Below are 20,387 nucleotides of genomic sequence, written 5' to 3'. Positions count from 1 at the left end.
CTGACGACGTTTAGCAGTAAATGTATTCAGAAGGAAAAAAGTGAAGACGTGATATCGCACGAAAGTTAGCCTGGTGAGCGCGTAATAACGCTGAGCGCCAGGGCGGCGCTCAGCAGGTCATAATTACTTCAGACGGAACGCGACAACGCTGTCGCCCGCCGTGGTGCCAAGCGAGCCATGGCCGCCTGCGGCAATCACCACATACTGCTTACCATCTTTGCCCATAAAAGTTGATGGCGTGGCCTGTGCACCCGCGCTCAGTTCCGTCTGCCACAGCAGCTCACCGGTGGTGCTGTCGTAAGCACGGAAGAAGTTATCTGCCGTTGCGCCGTGGAACACCAGGTCACCCGCTGTCAGCAGCGGTCCGCCGTGCGCCACCATCCCCATCGGGAAACCGAGCGGGAAACGGCCAGGCAGGAAGCTGGTCTTGAGGTTTTTGGTGGTGCCAACGCGACGCAGCCATTCGGTTTTGCCGGTGGTCAGATCCACACCCACCATCCGTCCCCACGGTGGCGCGATGCAGGGAATACCCAGCCCCGATGCCATCTGCTGGATGTGGATAGCGTAGTCACCGTGGAAGTTCTCATTCCAGTACGGTGTGCCATCTTTGGTGAAGGTACGCTGAGTTTCGGTTTCCGGCGTGCGCTTGATCAGGTTGTACTTGTAGGCCAGGCGCACCGGTGCCGCAATCAGCATCTGGCGCTGTGGATCAACCGCCACGGAACCCCAGTTAAACACTCCGATATTGCCCGGGAAGATCAGCGAGCCTTTCTCGGTTGGCGGCGTCCACGGGTTACCGTCATAACGCAGTTCACGGAAGGTCGTGCGGCAGGCCATCTGGTCAAACGGCGTAATGCCCCACATCGACTTCTCAGTCAGCGGCTGCGGAATGAAGTTCAGGCTGGAGACCGGCTGGGTCGCCGCGTACTGCTCTCCCTTAATGCCATCGGTAGAGACCTTAACCTGCTCTACCGGGTAAACCGGCTCACCGGTCAGGCGGTTCAGCACAAACAGGTTGCCGGTTTTGGTCGGCAGGATCACCGCCGGTTGCGGTTTGCCCTGATAGTTGATGTCTACCAGCGACGGCTGTGACGGGTTATCGCGATCCCACAGGTCGTGGTTCGAACTCTGATAACGCCATTTGAACGCACCGGTTTTCAGATCCAGTGCCACCAGCGCATCACGGAATTTTTCGGTATTGCTGGCAGGATCGCGTTCAATGCCGATTTCATCCGGCGAGGCGTTACCAAATGGCACATAGACCAGGCCGTTTTTCAGGTCGGCGCTCAGCGTAGCCCAGGCGACCGGGGTATCCTGCGGATAGGTTGCGCCTGCGGCGACCGGTGCGGTGTTATCCGGATTAGCCGGATCGAAGTTCCACACCAGACGACCCGTAACGGCATCATAGGCACGGATGACACCCGATGGGTTGCCGCTGTTGAAGCCGTTATCCATCACAGAACCGCCAACAATCACCAGATTGCCTGCCACCAGTGGTGCGGCAGTCTGCATCAGCGCATGCGGACGCACCTCGCCCATGTTGGCGCGCAGGTTTACCACGCCGTTGTCACCAAATTCAGCACAGGGCTTGCCGGTGTCGGCATCCAGCGCCAGCAGGCGGGCATCGGTGGTCGCATTGAAGATACGTTTGCGGCAGATAGCCGGGGATGCGCCTGTCTGCTGCTCCGCCTGCTGACCGGCATCGAAGTAGCTCACGCCACGGCAGGTCTGGTGCTGCTGCAGATAAGAGCGGTTTTTATCCGGCGCTGTTTTCCACTTCACCGCACCGGTTTCCGGGTCAAGAGCATGAACCTCGTTGTGCGGCGTACAGAGGTAGAGCATGCCGTTGGCTTTCAGCGGCGTCGCTTCAAAGGTGTACTCGGTTGCATCATCACCCTGACGCAGATCGCCGGTGTGATAGGTCCAGGCCACTTCCAGATCTTTAACGTTATCTTTAGTGATCTGCTTCAGTGCCGAGAAGCGCTGGCCATCTGTGGTGCCGCCATAGGCGTTCCACTCTTCAGCAGCACCGCCGGTCGCGGAACTGTTACGTTGGGTATTGATGGTGCCCTGTTGCGGCAGCGGATCGTAGAAGCAGAGGCCAATCACCAGCAGCACCATCAGCACCACGGAGCCGCCAAGGAAAGGATGGAAGCGACGCTGTCCCTGATAGAGAGGACGAACCACCCACGGCAGAGCCAGCCAGACACCCAGCACACCAAACAGGTCGCCGCGCGGGATCCACTGCCACTTATCGAAGCCCACTTCCCAGATCGTCCAGAACAGCGTTATCCACATCAGCAGCGCATACAGCGTCAGTACACTGCGTTTGTTCATCATCAGCAGAATCGCGCTGAGCAGAACGCCTACCCCCATCAACGCATAGAACGCGCTGCCTCCTGCAAGCAGAAGTTGTCCTCCCATGTAAATCAGGGCGATAGCAAATATCACCATGATTACACTGGTTATTTTATTTATCATGATCCATCCTCGGGTCATTAGCGGTCATCAGAAAATTAAGCTGGAAACATAAATTCAACGAGATCTTAACTTACGTGAGAAATATGTAAAAACGTGTATAAGCGTAACCCATTAAAAATATTTATTAATAATGTCAACTGCAGGGGCGCTGAGACCGATTTATTTACTTTCCTAAGGCGCAAATACGCGATATTCATCACAAAAAATTAACGATAGGCCGTGAGTTATCGCACCTTTTGTTCAAAAGCGAATAATTAACAGACCGGCCGCGCTTCATGAACGCCAGCTTAAGTGTGACCAGACAGGGATAACGAGTGTCAAATAAGCATAATGGTTTATTCACTCAGTACTGCAACAACTCTTAATGCTAAAATCAGAAAACTTAGTGCGCAGCTGTTTTAAACCCTCCGGTTATCAGCGCTCATGCGGTTTCAATGACTTTCAGATTATTAATTCTGGCAATTGACTTTGCTCTGCCATTATTTTTTAGCGCTGCCTTCGGTAAGGAATAGATTAATAATGAAAGGGATTCTGGTGAATAAAACGTTTTAAGATATTCCGTAGCCCGACCCGACTTTTATCTGTGATATATATCGTCACTCTTATAAAAATTTATCCGGCCAGCAGGCGGGATTTCCACTGACAGCAATAACCCAAGGCTAACTATGTCCGCACTTAACACTATTTATCGTAAGTTTCGCTTCCCGTTTAAATTTATTAATGCGGCCATTCGCTATCCTGCCGCGCAGGCACGGGTTAAACGTTATTCCGTCATGTCGATAGAAGAAACTATCGATCTGCTATTACGTAAACCGCAATTATCACTGGCCCGTTACGGCGACGGCGAACTGGAGATGACCTGGTATAAAAACATTGGCTTTCAGCCATTTGACCCAAAACTGTCGGCAAGGCTCAAGGCGCTGCTGCAGCAGGCGCCTCAGGACAACCCGAACTGTCTGATTTGCCTGCCAGATGCTTTTCGCACCACCCGCAATATGAAAAATGGATCGGCCCTGTTCTGGTTCTTCCATAAATCATTTTACTTTAAACATTATGATGCTCTGCTGAATCATCAGTACCTGTATGGCAACACCTCCGTTACCCGCCCTTATCACGATTATAAAAGCAAACAATTATCCAGGACGATATTCGATAAATTTAAACAGCTCTACCAGGGTCGCCGGGTATTAATTGTTGAAGGCAGTGGCACACGTCTGGGATTAGGCAATAATTTACTGGAGGGGGCCAGTGAAATTAAACGCATTACGACGCTGAACCGTAATGCTTTTTCCGTTTATGATCGTCTCTTCGATACGGTATTAGCGAATGCAGTCAACTTTGACCTGGTCTTAATTTCTTTAGGCCCGACGGCAACCGTGCTGGCGTATGATTTAAGTCAGCGCGGAATTCGCTGTATTGATAGCGGCCATGTCGACATTGAATATGAATGGATGCTGGCCAGTGCCACCAGCAAAGTAAAAGTGGCAGGAAAAAATGTTAATGAAGCGGGCGTACTGCTGAGTGAACAGACAACAGTCGCTGATGCGACATATCAGCGGCAGATTTTGCAGCACGTTGGCGAAACGCCACAGGATACAACCATGGCGGAAACGGAAGTGGTGGTTATCCCGCTGCCCCACGTCAGCAGCACCCATCATAACGCAGCCTGAGGTTCACCACCGACAGGCAATGACTGCACCGCATTGATGCGCAGGCGAATAATTAGCGGGATCATTTAACCCATTAAGCGCAGGCTCAGCAGCCCGCAGCCTCTGTCAGCCCTGGTTTTGCCGGATGAACCTCTTTTCCGGCATTAATCTTGCTTCGGCTCTCCTGAGACATTTAATCAGGAGACGTGAGATGACATCCAGCCGTTACCGTTACACCATATTTTCACTGCTGTTCCTGATCGCCCTGATCAACTACATTGATCGCGGCGCCCTGTCATTTGCGGCCAACGCCATTGCGGCGGAGTACCACTTCAGCAAAGTCCAGCTCGGCGCGGTGCTGGGTTACTTTGGCTTCGGTTATCTGTTTGGTTCGCTGTGTGGCGGCTTCCTTGCCGACCGGATCGGCACGAAAAAAGTCTGGCTGCTGGCTGGTGTGCTCTGGTCGTTGCTGGAGATCGCCACCGCCTGGGCCGGTGAACTGGGCATGGCGTTGTTTGGCGGCTCCGCCATTATGGGCTTTGCGGCCCTGCGCATCCTGTTTGGTTTTTCTGAAGGCCCGGCCTATGCGCTGATGAACAAGGCGATTGCCCACTGGGCACCCGACAATGAGCGTGGCTTCGCGCTGGGCATCGGCCTGCTCTCAACCCAGGTCGGCGCGCTGCTGACCGCCCCGATCGCGGTTGGCCTGCTGCTGCTGACCCATGACTGGCGCATGATGTTTATCCTGCTCGGTGTGTTCTCCCTGCTGGCGATGGCGCTGTTTGCCCGCACCTTCAGCGACAGCCCGGAAAAGAGCCCTCACACCAATGCCGCTGAACGCACACTGATCCAGCGCGCTCAGCGCCGCAGCGCAGGCGACAGCGTCTCCCTGCCGTGGTGGCGCTTCTTTACCAGCCGCACGCTGGTCTGCAACGCGCTGGGCTACTTCTCATTTCTCTACATCACCTTTACCCTGGTGACCTGGATGCCGAAGTATCTGCAGGATAATTTCCATTATGACCTGCACTCGCTGTGGTACGTGGCGATGATCCCCTGGAGTGGCGCCTGCATCACCGTGCTGCTGGGCGGCCGTATTGCCGATGCCCTGCTGGCCCGCTTCGGCAACCTGCGGCTGGCGCGCAATCTGTTTGCGGCGGTCACGCTGTGTGGCACCGCCTGCTGCTTTATGGCGATCCCCTACGTGCAGTCGGCTGCCGGGATTATCGCACTGATGACGCTGGGCAATGCGCTGAATGCGCTGGTGAATAATGTCTACTGGTCGGTAGTGATTGATGTCACCCCGAAAGCGTCGGTCGGCACCTACAGCGGCATAACGCTGGCTATAGCCAACCTGGCGGCAATTATCTCTCCGATGCTCTGCGGCTGGCTGGCGGAATATTACGGTTACAACGCGATGTTTACCGTCACTGCAGTCATCGCCTTCGGTAGCATGCTGGCGATGACGCTGCTGCAGCCAGAAAAGCCGCTGGTGGCCGAAGCGCAGACTGGCGCGGCAGATGTTTCAGCGGCGTAATCTCAGGAAGGGAGGTTCCCTGCCATGAAGGATTGCGGCTTAGCCTGACACCCTGCCGATCACACATTCAGCCCGGAACAAAAGCCGCCTTTCATGGCGGCTTTTACCTTTTCACATAGCGGTATAGATTGACTGTTCAGGTCTGCCACGACGATCCCAGCGGCTGGCGAATAGCCATAACAGCGCCGTCGCAAACCAGCCGATGATCCACGAGACATCATTGCCGGCAAAAATCCAGGTCAGCGAGCCATGGTGCAGCGGATTATCAATAAACGGCAGTTGCACCACCACCCCCAGGAAATAGACGGTGATACCGGCCAGATTCCAGCGTCCATAGCGTCCATCCGGCTGAGACAGTGCCGGGACATCGACCCTGCCTTTGGTGATCAGATAGAAATCGGTCAGGCTGATCGCGCTCCAGGGCACAAAGAAAGCCAGCAGGAAGAGCAGGAAGTGGGTGAAGGATTTCAGGAAGGCCGGTTCACTGAGCAGAGCAATGACGCAGGCCAGCGCCACCATCAGCACCACAAACAGAATGCGTGCGCCCCGACTCAGCGTGGTTTGCTGCCGAAAGCCAGACACGATGGTCGTCAGTGACATAAAACTGCCGTACGCATTCAGCGTGGTAAAGGTGATTTTCCCAAAGCAAATCGCGAAATAAATCACCATCGCCATGGTCGCCGTGCTGCCCATGCTCACGATGTAACCCACCTCATTACCTGCAAACGCACTACCGGCAATAGCCGCGACGATCACCCCCAGCGTCATTGAAGCCTGGGTGCCAAGCACAGTGCCGAAAAAAACCGCGCTGAACAGTTTCTTTGCAGAGACATCAGCCGGCAGATAGCGCGAATAGTCCGAGACGTAGGGACAGAAGGCAATCTGCCATGATGAAGAAAGGGAAACCGCCAGCAGGAAATTCGCCACGGTAAAGTGCTGATTCTGCCAAACGGCGGATAAATCATGCGCAGAGAACAGCGTGATGAAAAGATAAACAAAGGCTAAAACGCCGATAACGCTCGCCACTTTCCCCAGCTGATGGATGACACGATAGCCCAGCACCGCAATGATCACGATGAGGATGCTGAACAGGATCATCCCCGCTGAATTGCTGACATGGATAAGTTTAGCCAGCGCCTGTCCCGCTAACACTGTCCCGCTGGCTGAAAACCCCACATACATCATGCAGACCAGCACCAGCGGAATAACGGCACCAAACACGCCAAACTGCATACGGCTGGTGATCATCTGCGGTAAACCCAGGCGCGGTCCCTGGATCGCATGCAAAGACATGATCGCTGCACCCAGAATCTGACCCACCAGTAAGCCAATTAGCGACCATACAACGTCGCCACCCAGCACCACGGCCAGCGCACCCGTGACAATGGCCGTGATCTGCAGGTTGCCCCCAAACCAGAGCGTAAACTGGCTAAAGGGATGGCCATGGCGTTCGCGCAACGGGATGTAATCAATGGAACGGGTTTCTGACAGGCGCTGTTTCTCTGCGCCTGAATAGTCTGCTGCAGATGTTTTGACCGACATAGATTCCTCGCTGAAACAGTGAGAGACGCGTTAACTGAAAAGGTGAAGTTCCCGATTCATGGTTGAAGATACATGTCTATACAATCAGCGAGAATGTCATGCGCATCGACAAGTTACAAGGCAACCTGTCATTGGAAAATGTGATGATATCGACAGGCTGACAATGATGATTGGGATCGCGTGGAATGTCAGGCCTGTCAGATTCAGAGAGTGCAGAGGCGTAAATTCTCTGACAATTAGCCTTCCGCGACTACCCGCTGGCGATAACAGTCTGCCGGGCCCAGTTTTTGCCCCGTTGAGGAACAGACCTCCAGGCGCGGCAGCGGCTTGCCTTCTGCATTATCCAGCAACACCGAGTGCGTCTCGCCCTTCTCAAACAGATAGCGCTCGCCCCACTGGCGCATAGCCACTACCACCGGAAACAACGCACGGCCTCTCTCAGTCAGGACATATTCGTTGTAGGCGCTGCCATCGGAGACTGGCGCAATCTCAAATACCCCCATCTCCACCAGCTGCTTCAGGCGCGACGCCAGGATATTTTTTGCCAGCCCCAGATTGCGCTGAAACTCACTGAACCGGCGGACGTCATCAAAGGCTTCACGCACGATCATCATGCACCAGCGTTCCCCAATTGATTCCAGGGTTCTGGCAACCGGACACTCACTGGTTCTCAGGGATTCCTGCTTAGCCATGTTTTCTCTCACTTTGCCTGTCTGATGAAGCCAGCTTAGCCAGCCGGAAAAGAAGTTGCAAAAAAAAACCTCTGCTGATAATTATGTTGCAACTCGGTTTCAAATAAAAACCACTCAGGCGCTGTTATGACCATAACAACTGGCAAGTCTTGTCCTTCTGAATCAGATTTCCCGCCCGCTGCGACGCTGATGCTTACGCCCCGGATGATCGTTTTGTTCTCACTGACCTCTGCGCTGGCGGTCGCCAATGTTTACTCGGCGCAGCCATTGCTGGAATCGATAGCCGCCAGCCTGAATGTTTCCCCTGGCACCATTGGCGCGGTGGTGACGGCCACGCAGATCGGTTACGCCATCGGGCTGATCGTTCTGGTGCCGCTGGGCGACTGCGTGAATCGCAAAAAACTGGTGGTTATCCAGCTACTGCTTTCCGTGCTGGCATTAACCGCCGCGGCTTTCGCGCCCGATCTGATGACGCTGCTGGGCGCGATGCTGCTGGTGGGGTTGATGGCGGTGGTCACACAGCTGATGGTGGCCTGGGCCGCCATGCTGGCATCGCCCGCGCAGCGCGGCCAGGTGGTCGGCAGCGTGACCAGCGGCATCGTGATCGGCATCCTGCTGGCGCGCTTTGTTTCCGGGATGATTGCCGATCTGGCGGGCTGGCGGACGGTCTTTCTGACGGCCGCCTGCCTGTTACTGCTGATCTCGCTGGTACTCGTAAAAGTGCTGCCCGCCTCAACCGGCCAGACGCAGCGCACCGCTTACCCGCTGCTGTTACTGTCAGTTTTGCGGCTATTCCGTTCAGAACCCCAGCTGCGCAAACGTGGCATCCTGGCGCTGCTGATTTTCGCAGCCTTCAGTATGCTCTGGTCCTCAATGGTGCTGCCGCTGACCGCCCTGTCACTGTCACACACTCAGACCGGGATGTTCGGACTGGCGGGCCTGGCCGGTGCGCTGGCGGCCACCAGAGCAGGCGCCTGGGCTGACCGGGGATGGGGCCAGCGTGCCACCGGCTTAGCCCTGGTGCTGCTGACCCTCTCCTGGCTGCCGATAGCCGCACTTCAAAGTTCGCTACTGCTGCTGGTTTTCGGGGTGATCCTGCTCGATTTCGCTGTTCAGACAGTGCACGTGATTAATCAGAGCCTGCTCGTCACTGCACGCCCCGAAGCGGCCAGTCGTCTGGTCGGTGCGTACATGTGCTTTTACTCGCTGGGCAGTGCGCTGGGGGCCATCGTGGCGACTCAGCTTTACGCTCACTGGGGATGGCAGGCTGTCTGTTATGCCGGGGCAGCCGTCAGCGCCTCAGCCTTTCTTTGCTGGTATGGAGCACGTCAATCATGAAATTATCGCATCTGCTACTCGCCGTGCTGATCACCGCCATCTGGGGCGTAAACTTTTCCGTTATCAAACTCGGGCTGCATGCGGTCGATCCCTTTATCCTGGCGGGCATCCGCTTTACGCTCTGCGCCCTGCCCGCGCTGTTCTTTATCCGGAAACCGGACGTGCCGTGGCGCTACCTGATCAGCTACGGGCTGGTCTTCGGAATCGGTCTGTGGGGACTGGTGAATCTGGGGATTAAAACCGGGCTGTCGGCGGGCATCGCCTCGCTGCTGCTGCAGTTCAGCGCCTTTTTCACCCTGCTGCTGGGTGGCTGGGTATTCAGAGAGCGTCTCAGCCGCTATCAGGTCGCCGGATGTCTGCTGGCCTGCGCCGGTCTGCTGAGCATTTTCTTTATTACCGATGGCTCGGTGACGTTCTCCGGCATGCTGCTGGTGCTGGCAGGCGCGATCGCCTGGAGCATTGCTAACATCATCAACAAAAAAGCGGCGACCCGGCAGGTGTTTGCGTTTCTGGTCTGGTCGAGCGCCTTTGCACCCATCCCGCTCTTCCTGCTGGACGGGCTGGTCAATGGCAGCACGGGCTATCATGCGCTGTTCACGCAGCTGGATATGAAAGCGGTGTTATCGATACTGTTTCAGGTCTATCCCAACACCCTGCTGGGTTACTGGGTGTGGAACTGGCTGCTGAAACAGTATCCGGTCTCCACGGTGGCGCCGCTGTCGCTGCTGGTGCCGGTGTTCGGCATTCTGGGCTCAGTGGCGATATTTGGCGAAAAGGTTTCAGCTCAGAAAATCGTCGCGCTGATGCTGATCGTCATCGGGCTGGCGGTGGGACTTTATGGGCAGCGGATCGTGCGCTTTATCGGCGTCCGAACCGGCTGACGTTGAGATAATTATTCCCCGTGCCGCTGGCAGAACGCGTCGATGTCGCCGTGCTGAAAATCGGGCAGATTCGCGAGCAGTTTCTCCAGTGGCCAGTTCCACCAGGCAATGCGCTGTAGGCGGGCGGCAATCGCAGGCGTAAACCGGACCCGCAATGGCCGGGCCGGAACACCGCCCACCACGCTGTAGGGCGCAACGTTTTTGGTTACGACTGCGCCCGCGGCCAGCACCGCACCATCGCCAATAGTCACGCCGGGCAGCACAATCACGCCGTGCCCGATCCAGACATCATTGCCTATCACCACCCGGTCGGCACGACGGGCAGCAAAGAAGCCCTGATCGCGCCGCGCATCGGGATGGTAATACTCCGGGCAGTAGGTAAAGCGATGCTGCGAAGCGCGGTCCATCGGATGATTCGGCGCACCAATCCGCACCTGATTGGCAATGGCGCAGAAACGTCCCACCTGGGTGTCGGCCAGACAGCAGTGCTCACCCACATAGGAGAAGTCACCCAGCTCGCTGTATTCCAGCACGCTGTGCGCCAGAATCTCGCACTGCTGACCTACGGTGGTTTCCCGCATGCGTACACTGTCATCAATCCAGGTATGGGCTAATCGGGCGGGCATAACGGCGGCAATGGACATATTACTCCCTGTCAGGATAAGCAGCACCCCGGCGGCGTGCTTTTGCCGCACCACCTTACCCGCCTTTAATGACAGAGAATTGACACAGAAAAAAGGCGGAGTGGTTAGCTCCGCCTTGTTTCAAGTTCCGGTTAACCTGCGTGACCGGTCAGTTGCATAAGGGCAACGATGATCTGCAAGATGACCCGGATAAGATCCAGAATCAGCTTAGTCAGTTCCATCACTTTCCTTCTCCTTTTTCAGGAGCGCGCTATTCGGCAACCAGGGCTTTGACTCTACCCGCCGGGTGCCTGAGCACATCTTTGTGGAGAGGGCTGAGCGGCACTCATGGTTAAAGCCACAGGCCAGCACCACCTGATGCCTGCCGGGATTTTTAAAACCGTGCCCCTGGGAGCGGCCAGTCGACAATGAGGCGATGCTCAACACTCAACACATGTATAAACATACAGTATTTTGGCGAAACTTGAAATCCTTAGCCGCACATTTTACAATCTTGTTTGTGGAGAGTGCTGAGCACCTCGTTCGCAGCGCGGTTACCAGCCGGGTAGCGAACAAAAAAATAAAGGATTTGGCGCGATGCCAAATCCTTTTTTTATGCCTGTTTTACGGCGATAACCCAATCCGCGCAGAATTTACTTCGCGGCGCTGATACGCCAGACGGTATTCCCTGCGTCGTCAGCGATCAGTACGCCGCCCTGTTTATCGCTGGCGAGACCGACCGGCAAACCACGCACCTGCTTTTCATCGTCCGTCAGGAAGCCCGAAACCACCGTCTGCGGCTGCCCCACCGGCTTGCCATTCTCAAATTTCACCCACACCACTTTGTAGCCATTCAGCGGCGTCCGGTTCCAGCTGCCATGCTCGCTGATAAACGCACCGCCACGGTACTGCGGCATATTATCACCACCGTAGAACAGCAGGCCCAGCGGCGCGACATGCGAACTCAGGGCGTAATCGGGCTTGATCGCCTTCTCAACCAGGTCGGGACGCTGCGGTTCGGCACGGGTATCGACATGCTGACCAAAGTAGCTATAGGGCCAGCCGTAAAAACCTTTATCCTGTACCGAGGTCAGGTAGTCCGGCACCAGATCGGAGCCGATTTCATCACGCTCGTTGACGATAGCCCACAGCTTGCCGCTCTGCGGTTCCCACTGCAGGCCGGTCGGATTGCGCAGACCGCTGGCGTAAATACGGCTGGCACCGCTGGCCGCATCCACTTCCAGTACCGCTGCCCGGCGATACTCTGCGCCAATGCCGTTTTCGGTGACGTTACTGTTGGAGCCAACGCCCACATAGAGCTTGCTGCCATCGGGGCTGGCTAACAGTGCTTTGGTCCAGTGGTGGTTAATCGGTCCGCCCGGCAGCTCCGTTACCTCTTCAGGAGCAGTACGGATCTCCGTGTCACCTTCGCGATAGGGGAACTTCACCAGGCTGTCAGCATTCGCGACGTAGAGCGTGTTGCCAATCAGCTGGATACCAAACGGCGAGTGCAGATTTTCGATAAATCGATGCTGCTCCCATTTGCCATTGACGTTGCGCAGCAGCGTAATACGGTTGCCGCCTGCGCCGCCCTTGCCTGACGCTTTCTGGACGATGCCCATGATCAGCTGTTTAGGTCGGGTGGTCGGTTTTGGCGGGCCATTGGATTCCGCGACCAGCACATCATTGTTTGGCAGCACGTAAACCTGACGCGGATGCTGCAGATTCTCAGCAATCTTCTCAATCTTCAGGCCATCAGCCACTTTTGGCATTTCACCGGCTTTCCAGGGCGTGCCTTCCGGCACCTGCATCGGCGGCATAAAGAAATTCTGCGCCTGCGGCAGTTCGGGATTGGGTCCGATCTGCTTTTGCGGATCGACCAGCGCACCATCATCACAGCCTGCCAGGAAAGTGGTCAGGGTCAGCGCGAGCAGCGTTTTATGCGGTATGTTCATGGTGGCTCCTCCTTAAGCGCTACGCTGACGTAACGCAAGTTGCACATTCGCCAGCAGCAGCAGCGCTACCACCAGCGTCGAGAGCGTTACGCCCAGCGGGATCACTGCGGCGGCATCACGGCTGTGAATAAACGCATTGACGATAGCGATGATGATGGCCACCAGCCAGAGCCAGAAATGGCCCTTTTCCGCGCTGTCACTGCCGCGAAACAGATAAACCAGTGCAATGAGACGTGGCACGATCGCCAGTATCAGTCCCAGCGCAATCAGCCAGCCTGCGGCATCCGTCCAGAACTGCACAAAGGTCTGCATGTAGAGAATGTCAAACAGCCAGGCCGCCACAAAAAAGCCCAGCGGCACCGGCTCCAGCAGAGCATACAGCGTCACGGCAAACGCCGATCTTCCCAGGGTATTGCGCATGTTTCTCTCCATTTTTAACGTGAATGCGGACCAGGTCAGATGTCGCGCTGCTCAGAGCAACCGACCCCGCGCCTGTAAAAGATTAGTAAATCTGAAGAGAAACAGAGGGTTTATTCGGAGGGAATTGTAAATCAGGCGGATGACGTCCCTGTCATCGCCGGTCAGTCAGGGCTTATCCGCGGGTAAGGTGACCCAGTAGCCTGGCTGGTAAGGCAGCGGGAGGAACTTCTCGTGGAACGCGCGGAAGGTGGCATCCGGATCGACATCGGCAAACAGATCGGGATGCAGCCATTTCGCCAGCGCCTGAATCGCCACAAACTGATACGGGCTGTCGTAGAACTGATGCCAGATGGCGTGGACGTTGCCGTTATGCGCCACCGGCAGGGTTTTAAAGGCATCACGCATCATCAGTGCCTTAAGACGCGCCGTCGCTTCGGTGACATTTGCACCCGGACCGACGCCGACCCATTTGCCCACGGTGTTGTAGTTCTTCCAGTTTGCGCCGGTCACCACCACCACATCCGGCTGGCTGGCGATAATCTGCTCCGGGTTAATCGTGCCGAAGGTGCCAGGGATCAGGTCTTTCGCGATGTTGCGGCCGCCTGCGATCTCCACCATCTGACCAAAGTTCTCATTGCCGAACGACATGCAGCATTCGTCACTATAGCCGCCTGCGCGGTCGATCATCACTTTCGGACGATAGCCGGTGAAGTTCTTCAGCCGCGAGGTGACAAGGTCAATCTGCTGCTGGCGGAAGGTGATGATCTCCTGCGCGCGTTCCGGTTTGTTCACCAGTTCGCCCATGATGCGGATACTTTTCTCAGCGTTAACCATCGGCGCTTCACGGAAATCGATAAACACCACCGGCACACCCACGGCCTGCAGTTTTTCAATCAGCTTGCCTTCATCGGTCGCCGCTTTCGACTCCAGATTCATCAGCACCAGATCGGGCTTCAGGGTTAGCGCCTGCTCGACGTTAAAGGTGCCATCTTTCGCGCCGCCGAAGGTCGGTAATTTTTTAATTTCCGGATAACGCTTCTCATAGGCCTGATAACCGTCCCAGTCCGCCTTATGAAGGTCATCACGCCAGCCAATCACCCGCGTGAACGGGGCGTCGGTATCAAATGCGGCCAGCAGATAGATCTGACGGCCCTCACCCAGAATGATGCGCTTTGCCTCCTGCGGCACCTCGACCTGACGGCCTGCGACATCAGTAATCATTTTGGCCGAAGCCGTCCCTGCCAGCGTGAGCAGCCCCAGCGCTAAAAACCATTTTTTCATTATGAAAACCCGCACAAATGATAATGAGAATTATTAATGTAAAGCGGCGTTACTATCACCTAAAACGGCGTTCAGGGGAAGTCATGCGGTTAAATGTTTTTTGCGGCGAGGTTAATGGGTTAAGTGACCATTAACAGCAAACTTAATCAGGGAAAAAGCGCAGCGTGTTGCTGCTCACAAAACGGACAGCTTTCGTGAATATGCTCACAACACCCTGGGCGGCTGCACACATATTAGCCGTTAATCGTATCGATTTGGCCAGTGCGTTAATGAATTGTGAGCGCTAGATTGAAAATGAAACGCCGTTTTAATAACTCACCAGGACAGCGAACCACAGGAGCGTAACCGTGAAAATCAGCGCCATAGATGTCACCCTTTTTACCTATCCCACCCGGCGTGTTGCCGACAGCGCCGGCCACTCCCATCCCGGCCTGGAAAATGATGCGCAGATGGCGCTGTTGACCCTGACCAGCGAGGGTGGCGATTGCGGCTACGCCTTTGCGCCGCCGGAAGTGGTGCGGGCGCATGTGGTTAATGCCTTTTTTCGCAAGGTGCTGATCGGTCAGAACGCCTTTGACCGCGAGCGTATGTGGCAGGATCTGGTGCACTGGCAGCGCGGCAGCGCCCACCAGCTTACCGAGCGTGCCCTCTCCGCTGTTGAGCAGGCGCTGTGGGACCTGATTGGGCGCAGGCTGAAACAGCCGGTGCATAAACTGCTGGGCGGCTATCGCGAGAAGATCCCGGCTTACGGCAGCACCATGTGCGGCGACGAGCTGAGCGGCGGTTTATCGACGCCGGATGAGTATGCACAGTTCGCGGAAAAGCTGGTGGCACGCGGCTATCAGGCGATCAAGCTGCACACCTGGATGCCGCCGGTCGCCTTTGCGCCCAGCCCGGCCATGGACATCAAAGCCTGCGCAGCGGTGCGTGAAGCGGTTGGCCCGGATATCGCACTGATGCTGGATGGCTACCACTGGTACAGCCGCAGTGACGCGCTGACCATCGGCAAGGCGCTGGAGAAGCTTAACTTCACCTGGTTCGAGGAGCCGATGGAGGAAGAGAGCATGGCCTCTTACGCCTGGCTGGCAGACAACCTCTCAATCGACGTGCTCGGCCCGGAGAGCCTGGGCGGTAAACATCACAGCCGCGCCGACTGGGTCCGTGCCGGTGCCTGCGACATTCTGCGTGCCGGGGCCAATGGCGTAGGCGGCATCTCCGCCACGATGAAAGTAGCCAGTCTGGCGGAAGCTTTCGGCATGGATTGCGAAGTCCACGGCAACGGCGCAGCCAGCCTGGCGGTGGTCGGAGCTATTCGTAACTGCCGCTGGTATGAGCGCGGCCTGCTGCATCCCTTCCTGGATTATGAAACGCCGCCTGCGTATCTCAACAGCCTGATTGATCCAATGGACGATCGGGGCTTTGTCACCCTGCCCACCCGCAGCGGGCTGGGAGAGGATATCAACTTCAGCTGGATTGAAACCCACACGCTGAACCGCTGGTAATGAAGTACGGCAAACAATAATAACCCCGTTGCCGCACAGCCCTGATGACGCGGTAAACGGGAAAAACCTCTGACCTGCTGGACTTTACCTATGACCCTGACACAACGATGTGGCGCGTGGCTGATCACGCTGCTGATGCTCACGAGCGCGTCAATCCAGGCAAAGACCCCGGATGACCAGCTGATCGTTGGCATGAATATGAACAACCTGCTCACCCTGGATCCGGCCGCGATGACCGGCAACGAGGTGGTCGGTATTGTGGTGAATCTCTATGACGGCCTTGTGGAGCTGAATCCGCAGCAGCTCACCGAGGTGCGCCCGGCGCTGGCGGAACACTGGTCAGTCAGTCCGGATAACCGCACCCTGACCTTCCACCTGCGCAACAACGTCAGGTTTCACTCCGGTAATCCGCTCACCAGTGCTGATGCGGTCTGGTCGATGCGGCGGGTGCTGCATCTGAATCTGGCGCAGGCGTCGGTGTGGAAGTCCTACGGTTTCAGCCGCGACAATGTGGACCAGATGATCACCGCACCCGACGACCGCACGCTGGTGATCACCCTGCCTAAACCCAACGATCCGCAACTGGTGATCTACTCGCTGGCGGCGCTGGGCAGTATGGTGGTGCTGGACCGCAAAACGGTACAACAACATGAAATCGATGGTGACTGGGGCAACCGCTGGCTTACCACGCATGAAGCGGGTTCCGGCCCGTTCCGGCTGGATGTCTGGCAGGCAAAAGATGTGCTGCGCATGAGTCGCTCGGCAGACTACTGGCGCGGTGAGGCGAAGATGTCGCGGGTGGTCTTCCGCCACCTGCAGGAGTCGCAAACCCTGCGGCTGATGATGGAGAAAGGCGATCTCGATATCGCCAGCAATATGGCGATCCCCGATGTGCGCGCCCTGCGTCACGATCCCGACCTCACCATTGATGCCGTCAGAAAAGGGACAATCTACTACCTGGCGATGAGCATGAACGATCCGCGCTTTGACAATATTAAGGTGCGTGAGGCGGTCCGCTATCTGGTCGATTATCAGGGCATCAATAAAAGCCTGATGACCGGCTATGGCGAACTGCACCAGCGCCCGATACAGTCGGGGATGCCCGCCACGCTGCCCGATCCCGGTTACCGGCTCGATGTGCCGCGCGCCCGTGCGCTGCTGGCTGAAGCGGGTTATCCGGAGGGCTTTGACACCACGCTGCGGGTGCTTGCCGATCAGCCGTTCCTGAATATCGCCATCGCCATTCAGTCAACGCTGCTGCAGGGCGGCATCCGGGCAAAAATCATTACCGGCACCGGCAACCAGATTTATGGCGCGATGCGCGATCGCCAGTTCAGCCTGCTGGTCGGACGCGGCGGCAGCGGCGTCGAGCCGCACCCCCACTCCAGCCTGCGTGCGCTGGTCTACAACCCGAACAATGCCGACAGTGCCCGGCTGACCAATTTCCAGGGCTGGCGTACCGGTTTCTACGACGCGCAGCTCAACCGCATGATCGATCAGGCGCTGGTGGAACGCGACAAAACCCGCCAGCAGCAGGCCTATTTCGCCATCCAGCAACGCTACGACCAGCTGGTGCCTGCGCTGATGCCGATTTCACAAATGCTTGACTCCGTGGTGGTCAGTAACCGGGTACAGGCGTATCAGCCCCATCCTTCTGCGACCACCTTCCTGCGTGACGTCTGGAAAACGCCTGACAGCCTGGCGGGAGGCACACCATGATGATGACCCTGACACGAAATCAGTGCCGCCGCATCAGCCATCGCGCGGTTCAGGTACTCATCACGCTGTTCGGCCTGTTGCTGCTGACCTTTTTTATTGGCCGGGTAATGCCGCTGGATCCGGTGCTGGCGATAGTCGGCCCGGATGCCGATCAGGCCACTTATCAGCAGGTCTACCACCAGCTTGGCTTTGATAAACCGCTGTGGGTGCAGTTTGGCCTCTATCTTAATGCCCTGCTGCATGGTGACCTGGGCCACGCGCTGCTCACCGGCCAGCCGGTAGTGCATGACATCCTGCGCGTCTTTCCCGCCACGGTAGAGCTGGCCACACTGGCAATTGTCATTGGCGCAGGGCTGGGCGTACCGCTGGGTGTGCTGGCGGCGGCGCGGCGTAACAGCGTCATCGACTATGTGGTGCGGATGCTCAGCCTGGCCGGTTACTCCACGCCGATCTTCTGGGTTGGCATGATGGGCCTGCTGCTGTTCTATGCCCATCTCGGCTGGGTCGGCGGTGCTGGCCGGGTGGACTTCAGCCTTGATGGCATCGTGCCACGTCGCACCGGCTTTATGCTGATCGACGCCCTGCTGGCGGGCAACGGTCAGGTGTTCCGGAATGCGCTGATTCATCTGGTGCTGCCCGCCTCGCTGCTCGGCTTTCACTCCATGGCCTACATCAGCCGGATGACGCGCAGCTTTATGCTGGCGCAGCTGTCACAGGAGTTCATTCTGACCGCGCGGGTCAAAGGCCTGACCGAGTGGCAGGTGATCTGGCAGCACGCGTTTCGCAATATCCTGGTTCAGCTGCTGACCGTGGTGGCGCTGGCCTATGGCTCGCTGCTGGAGGGCGCCGTGCTGATTGAAACTGTCTTCTCCTGGCCCGGTTTTGGCTCCTATCTCACGGGCAGTCTGATGCTGGGCGATATGAATGCGGTGATGGGCTGCGTGCTGGTGGTCGGCCTGATCTTTGTGCTGCTTAACCTGATCGCCGATCTGCTCTATCAGGTGTTCGATCCGAGGACCAAAGTATGACGATCTCTTTTGACACCCCTTCTGCCGGTCACACCCGCGAGCGGCTGGCGCGCTGCCGGCGATTCGCTGCCCGCTGCGGCACTTTCCTGTGGCGCATGGCCTGTAATCCCCTGACCGCCATCGGCGGCGGCATTGTGTTGCTGCTCTGCATCGTGGCGCTGTTTGCGCCCTGGATCGCACCCTATCACCCGCTGATTCAGGATCTGGACAACGCCCTGACGCCGCCCGGTGCAGCCCACTGGTTCGGCACCGATGAGTTTGGCCGGGATATCTTCAGCCGTCTGGTGTGGGGCGCGCGCATTACGCTCTACATCGTGCTGCTGGTGTCGATCACCGTCGGACCGCTGGGCCTGCTGCTGGGCGTTACCGCGGGTTACTTTGGCGGCAAAGTCGATGGGGTGCTGATGCGCGTCACCGATATCTTCATCTCCTTTCCCAGCCTGGTACTGGCGCTGGCGTTTGTTGCCGCGCTGGGGCCGGGTCTTGAGCATGTGGTGATTGCCATTACCCTCACCGCCTGGCCACCGATTGCCCGTCTGGCGCGTGCCGAAACGCTGTCGCTGCGCCAGGCGGACTTTATCTCAGCGGTGCGATTACAGGGCGCGTCGCCGCTGCGGGTGCTGTGGAAGCATATTATTCCGCTCTGCCTGCCGTCGGTGATTATCCGTATCACCATGAATATGGCGGGCATTATCCTTACCGCCGCCGGGCTGGGTTTTCTCGGACTGGGTGCACAGCCGCCGGATCCGGAATGGGGCGCGATGATCGCCAGCGGCCGTACCTACATGCTGGAGTGCTGGTGGGTGGTTACCGTGCCCGGTCTGGCGATCCTGATTAACAGCCTGGCATTTAACTTCTTAGGAGATGGCCTACGTGACCTGCTCGATCCCCGCAGTGAGTAACGCCCTGCCGTTGCTCGACGTGCGCGATTTGCACGTGAACTTTGTTAACGGACGCCAGATCACCCCGGCGGTGCGCGGCGTCTCCTTTCAGCTCGGTCAGGAGAAGCTGGCGATTGTCGGCGAATCCGGCTCCGGTAAATCGACCGTGGGCCGCGCCCTGCTGCAGCTGCATCCGGCCAGGGCGCGCATCGAGGCGAGCCGGATGCAGTTTGGTGATATCGACCTGCTGCACGCCAGCCCGGCGCAGATGCGCGCCATTCGCGGCAAACGCATTTCCATGATTATGCAGGACCCGAAATATTCCCTGAACCCGGTGATTCGGGTGGGCGAGCAGATCGCCGAAGCCTGGCGCAGTCATCATCGCGGCCAGAAAGCAGCGGCGCGTCAGCGGACGCTGGCGATGCTGGAGGAGGTGCAGATCCGCGATCCTGAACGGGTTTATCAGCTCTATCCGCATGAAATTTCTGGCGGTCAGGGGCAGCGCGTGATGATCGCTATGATGCTGATTACCGAGCCGGAACTGGTGATTGCCGATGAGCCGACTTCTGCGCTGGATGTCTCGGTTCGCCTGCAGGTGCTGGCGCTGCTGGACGATCTGGTGAAGGCGCGCGGGCTGGGACTGATTTTTATCAGCCACGATATCAGCCTGGTACGCAGCTTCTGCGATCGGGTGCTGGTGATGTACGCCGGACGCGTGGTGGAGTCGCTGGCCGCCAGCGAGCTTGACCACGCGCAGCATCCCTATACCCAGGGATTGCTGGCGGCACTGCCCGACCTTGATCACCGTCGTACACGCCTGCCGGTATTACAACGTCATGCCAGCTGGTTGACGAATTAAGG

General features: G+C 57.3%; 16 protein-coding genes. 9 read left to right on the top strand and 7 right to left on the bottom strand.

Going from position 1 to position 20,387, the window contains the following annotated elements:
• Positions 1-123: 123 nt before the first annotated feature.
• On the bottom strand, positions 124-2,481 hold the full coding sequence (locus AC6I8E_RS09205; protein WP_147789231.1) for a membrane-bound PQQ-dependent dehydrogenase, glucose/quinate/shikimate family: 2,358 nt from the start codon (positions 2,479-2,481) through the stop codon (positions 124-126).
• Between the two features lie 665 nt (positions 2,482-3,146).
• On the opposite strand from AC6I8E_RS09205, the gene AC6I8E_RS09200 reads away from it, so the two are divergent.
• Positions 3,147-4,151: a GT-D fold domain-containing glycosyltransferase gene (locus AC6I8E_RS09200; protein ID WP_147789232.1), complete on the top strand. Its 1,005-nt coding sequence runs from the start codon at positions 3,147-3,149 to the stop codon at positions 4,149-4,151.
• Positions 4,152-4,341: 190 nt separating this feature from the next.
• The gene (locus AC6I8E_RS09195) at positions 4,342-5,664 is read left to right on the top strand and encodes an MFS transporter (RefSeq protein WP_147789233.1); all 1,323 of its coding nucleotides are present in this window, start codon (positions 4,342-4,344) and stop codon (positions 5,662-5,664) included.
• A gap of 111 nt (positions 5,665-5,775) precedes the next feature.
• Here AC6I8E_RS09195 and AC6I8E_RS09190 read toward each other — a convergent pair whose 3' ends face one another.
• Both AC6I8E_RS09190 and AC6I8E_RS09185 read right to left on the bottom strand, forming a co-directional pair.
• Positions 5,776-7,206: a purine-cytosine permease family protein gene (locus AC6I8E_RS09190; RefSeq protein ID WP_013357854.1), complete on the bottom strand. Its 1,431-nt coding sequence runs from the start codon at positions 7,204-7,206 to the stop codon at positions 5,776-5,778.
• 236 nt (positions 7,207-7,442) lie between these two features.
• Positions 7,443-7,898, bottom strand: coding sequence for a winged helix-turn-helix transcriptional regulator (locus tag AC6I8E_RS09185; protein ID WP_013357853.1), 456 nt, complete (start codon positions 7,896-7,898; stop codon positions 7,443-7,445).
• Between the two features lie 126 nt (positions 7,899-8,024).
• On the opposite strand from AC6I8E_RS09185, the gene AC6I8E_RS09180 reads away from it, so the two are divergent.
• Positions 8,025-9,236, top strand: a complete 1,212-nt coding sequence (locus AC6I8E_RS09180) for an MFS transporter (protein ID WP_497824678.1) — start codon at positions 8,025-8,027, stop codon at positions 9,234-9,236.
• The gene (locus AC6I8E_RS09175) at positions 9,233-10,117 is read left to right on the top strand and encodes an EamA family transporter (protein ID WP_147789235.1); all 885 of its coding nucleotides are present in this window, start codon (positions 9,233-9,235) and stop codon (positions 10,115-10,117) included. The genes AC6I8E_RS09180 and AC6I8E_RS09175 overlap by 4 nt, the downstream gene beginning before the upstream one ends.
• Before the next feature lie 11 nt (positions 10,118-10,128).
• Here the strand turns inward: AC6I8E_RS09175 and AC6I8E_RS09170 are convergent, their stop codons facing one another.
• From AC6I8E_RS09170 to AC6I8E_RS09155, 4 genes are all read right to left on the bottom strand, one after another.
• A complete protein-coding gene (locus tag AC6I8E_RS09170; RefSeq protein WP_095707211.1) occupies positions 10,129-10,761 on the bottom strand; it encodes a DapH/DapD/GlmU-related protein in 633 nt (210 codons plus the stop codon).
• 632 nt (positions 10,762-11,393) lie between these two features.
• A complete protein-coding gene (locus AC6I8E_RS09165; protein ID WP_033783080.1) occupies positions 11,394-12,695 on the bottom strand; it encodes a PQQ-dependent sugar dehydrogenase in 1,302 nt (433 codons plus the stop codon).
• 12 nt (positions 12,696-12,707) lie between these two features.
• Entirely contained in the window at positions 12,708-13,115 is a 408-nt protein-coding gene (locus tag AC6I8E_RS09160; RefSeq protein ID WP_013357848.1) for a DUF2231 domain-containing protein, read from the bottom strand.
• A gap of 165 nt (positions 13,116-13,280) precedes the next feature.
• Positions 13,281-14,396: an ABC transporter substrate-binding protein gene (locus AC6I8E_RS09155; RefSeq protein WP_147789236.1), complete on the bottom strand. Its 1,116-nt coding sequence runs from the start codon at positions 14,394-14,396 to the stop codon at positions 13,281-13,283.
• Between the two features lie 347 nt (positions 14,397-14,743).
• On the opposite strand from AC6I8E_RS09155, the gene AC6I8E_RS09150 reads away from it, so the two are divergent.
• The 5 genes from AC6I8E_RS09150 (at position 14,744) to AC6I8E_RS09130 (ending at position 20,385) form a co-directional block, all read left to right on the top strand.
• A complete protein-coding gene (locus AC6I8E_RS09150; RefSeq protein ID WP_497824677.1) occupies positions 14,744-15,898 on the top strand; it encodes a mandelate racemase family protein in 1,155 nt (384 codons plus the stop codon).
• Between the two features lie 90 nt (positions 15,899-15,988).
• Positions 15,989-17,617 carry an ABC transporter substrate-binding protein gene (locus tag AC6I8E_RS09145; protein ID WP_147789238.1) on the top strand — a complete coding sequence of 543 codons (1,629 nt, stop codon included), beginning with the start codon at positions 15,989-15,991 and terminating at the stop codon, positions 17,615-17,617.
• Positions 17,614-18,645: an ABC transporter permease gene (locus AC6I8E_RS09140; RefSeq protein WP_187266214.1), complete on the top strand. Its 1,032-nt coding sequence runs from the start codon at positions 17,614-17,616 to the stop codon at positions 18,643-18,645. The genes AC6I8E_RS09145 and AC6I8E_RS09140 overlap by 4 nt, the downstream gene beginning before the upstream one ends.
• Positions 18,642-19,547 (top strand): ABC transporter permease, encoded by a 906-nt coding sequence (locus AC6I8E_RS09135; protein ID WP_013357843.1) that lies wholly within the window; start codon positions 18,642-18,644, stop codon positions 19,545-19,547. The genes AC6I8E_RS09140 and AC6I8E_RS09135 overlap by 4 nt, the downstream gene beginning before the upstream one ends.
• Positions 19,519-20,385, top strand: a complete 867-nt coding sequence (locus tag AC6I8E_RS09130) for an ABC transporter ATP-binding protein (protein ID WP_033784580.1) — start codon at positions 19,519-19,521, stop codon at positions 20,383-20,385. Before AC6I8E_RS09135 ends, AC6I8E_RS09130 begins: the two co-directional genes overlap by 29 nt.
• The last annotated feature ends 2 nt before the right edge of the window (positions 20,386-20,387 follow it).

Source organism: Pantoea sp. X-Soil-YNGN-785 (assembly GCF_059730585.1).
Note: the sequence above shows the minus strand (reverse complement) of the source record. Positions and strands in the feature narration are given on the sequence as shown.

Bases quoted from the DNA above. Each gene is read 5' to 3' on its own strand.
- AC6I8E_RS09195 (WP_147789233.1), top strand. From the start codon at position 4,342: ATGACATCCAGCCGTTACCGTTACACCATATTTTCACTGCTGTTCCTG.
- AC6I8E_RS09175 (WP_147789235.1), top strand. From the start codon at position 9,233: ATGAAATTATCGCATCTGCTACTCGCCGTGCTGATCACCGCCATCTGG.
- AC6I8E_RS09200 (WP_147789232.1), top strand. From the start codon at position 3,147: ATGTCCGCACTTAACACTATTTATCGTAAGTTTCGCTTCCCGTTTAAA.
- AC6I8E_RS09190 (WP_013357854.1), bottom strand. From the start codon at position 7,206: ATGTCGGTCAAAACATCTGCAGCAGACTATTCAGGCGCAGAGAAACAG.
- AC6I8E_RS09205 (WP_147789231.1), bottom strand. From the start codon at position 2,481: ATGATAAATAAAATAACCAGTGTAATCATGGTGATATTTGCTATCGCC.
- AC6I8E_RS09185 (WP_013357853.1), bottom strand. From the start codon at position 7,898: ATGGCTAAGCAGGAATCCCTGAGAACCAGTGAGTGTCCGGTTGCCAGA.
- AC6I8E_RS09170 (WP_095707211.1), bottom strand. From the start codon at position 10,761: ATGTCCATTGCCGCCGTTATGCCCGCCCGATTAGCCCATACCTGGATT.
- AC6I8E_RS09135 (WP_013357843.1), top strand. From the start codon at position 18,642: ATGACGATCTCTTTTGACACCCCTTCTGCCGGTCACACCCGCGAGCGG.
- AC6I8E_RS09180 (WP_497824678.1), top strand. From the start codon at position 8,025: ATGACCATAACAACTGGCAAGTCTTGTCCTTCTGAATCAGATTTCCCG.
- AC6I8E_RS09160 (WP_013357848.1), bottom strand. From the start codon at position 13,115: ATGCGCAATACCCTGGGAAGATCGGCGTTTGCCGTGACGCTGTATGCT.
- AC6I8E_RS09145 (WP_147789238.1), top strand. From the start codon at position 15,989: ATGACCCTGACACAACGATGTGGCGCGTGGCTGATCACGCTGCTGATG.
- AC6I8E_RS09140 (WP_187266214.1), top strand. From the start codon at position 17,614: ATGATGATGACCCTGACACGAAATCAGTGCCGCCGCATCAGCCATCGC.
- AC6I8E_RS09155 (WP_147789236.1), bottom strand. From the start codon at position 14,396: ATGAAAAAATGGTTTTTAGCGCTGGGGCTGCTCACGCTGGCAGGGACG.
- AC6I8E_RS09165 (WP_033783080.1), bottom strand. From the start codon at position 12,695: ATGAACATACCGCATAAAACGCTGCTCGCGCTGACCCTGACCACTTTC.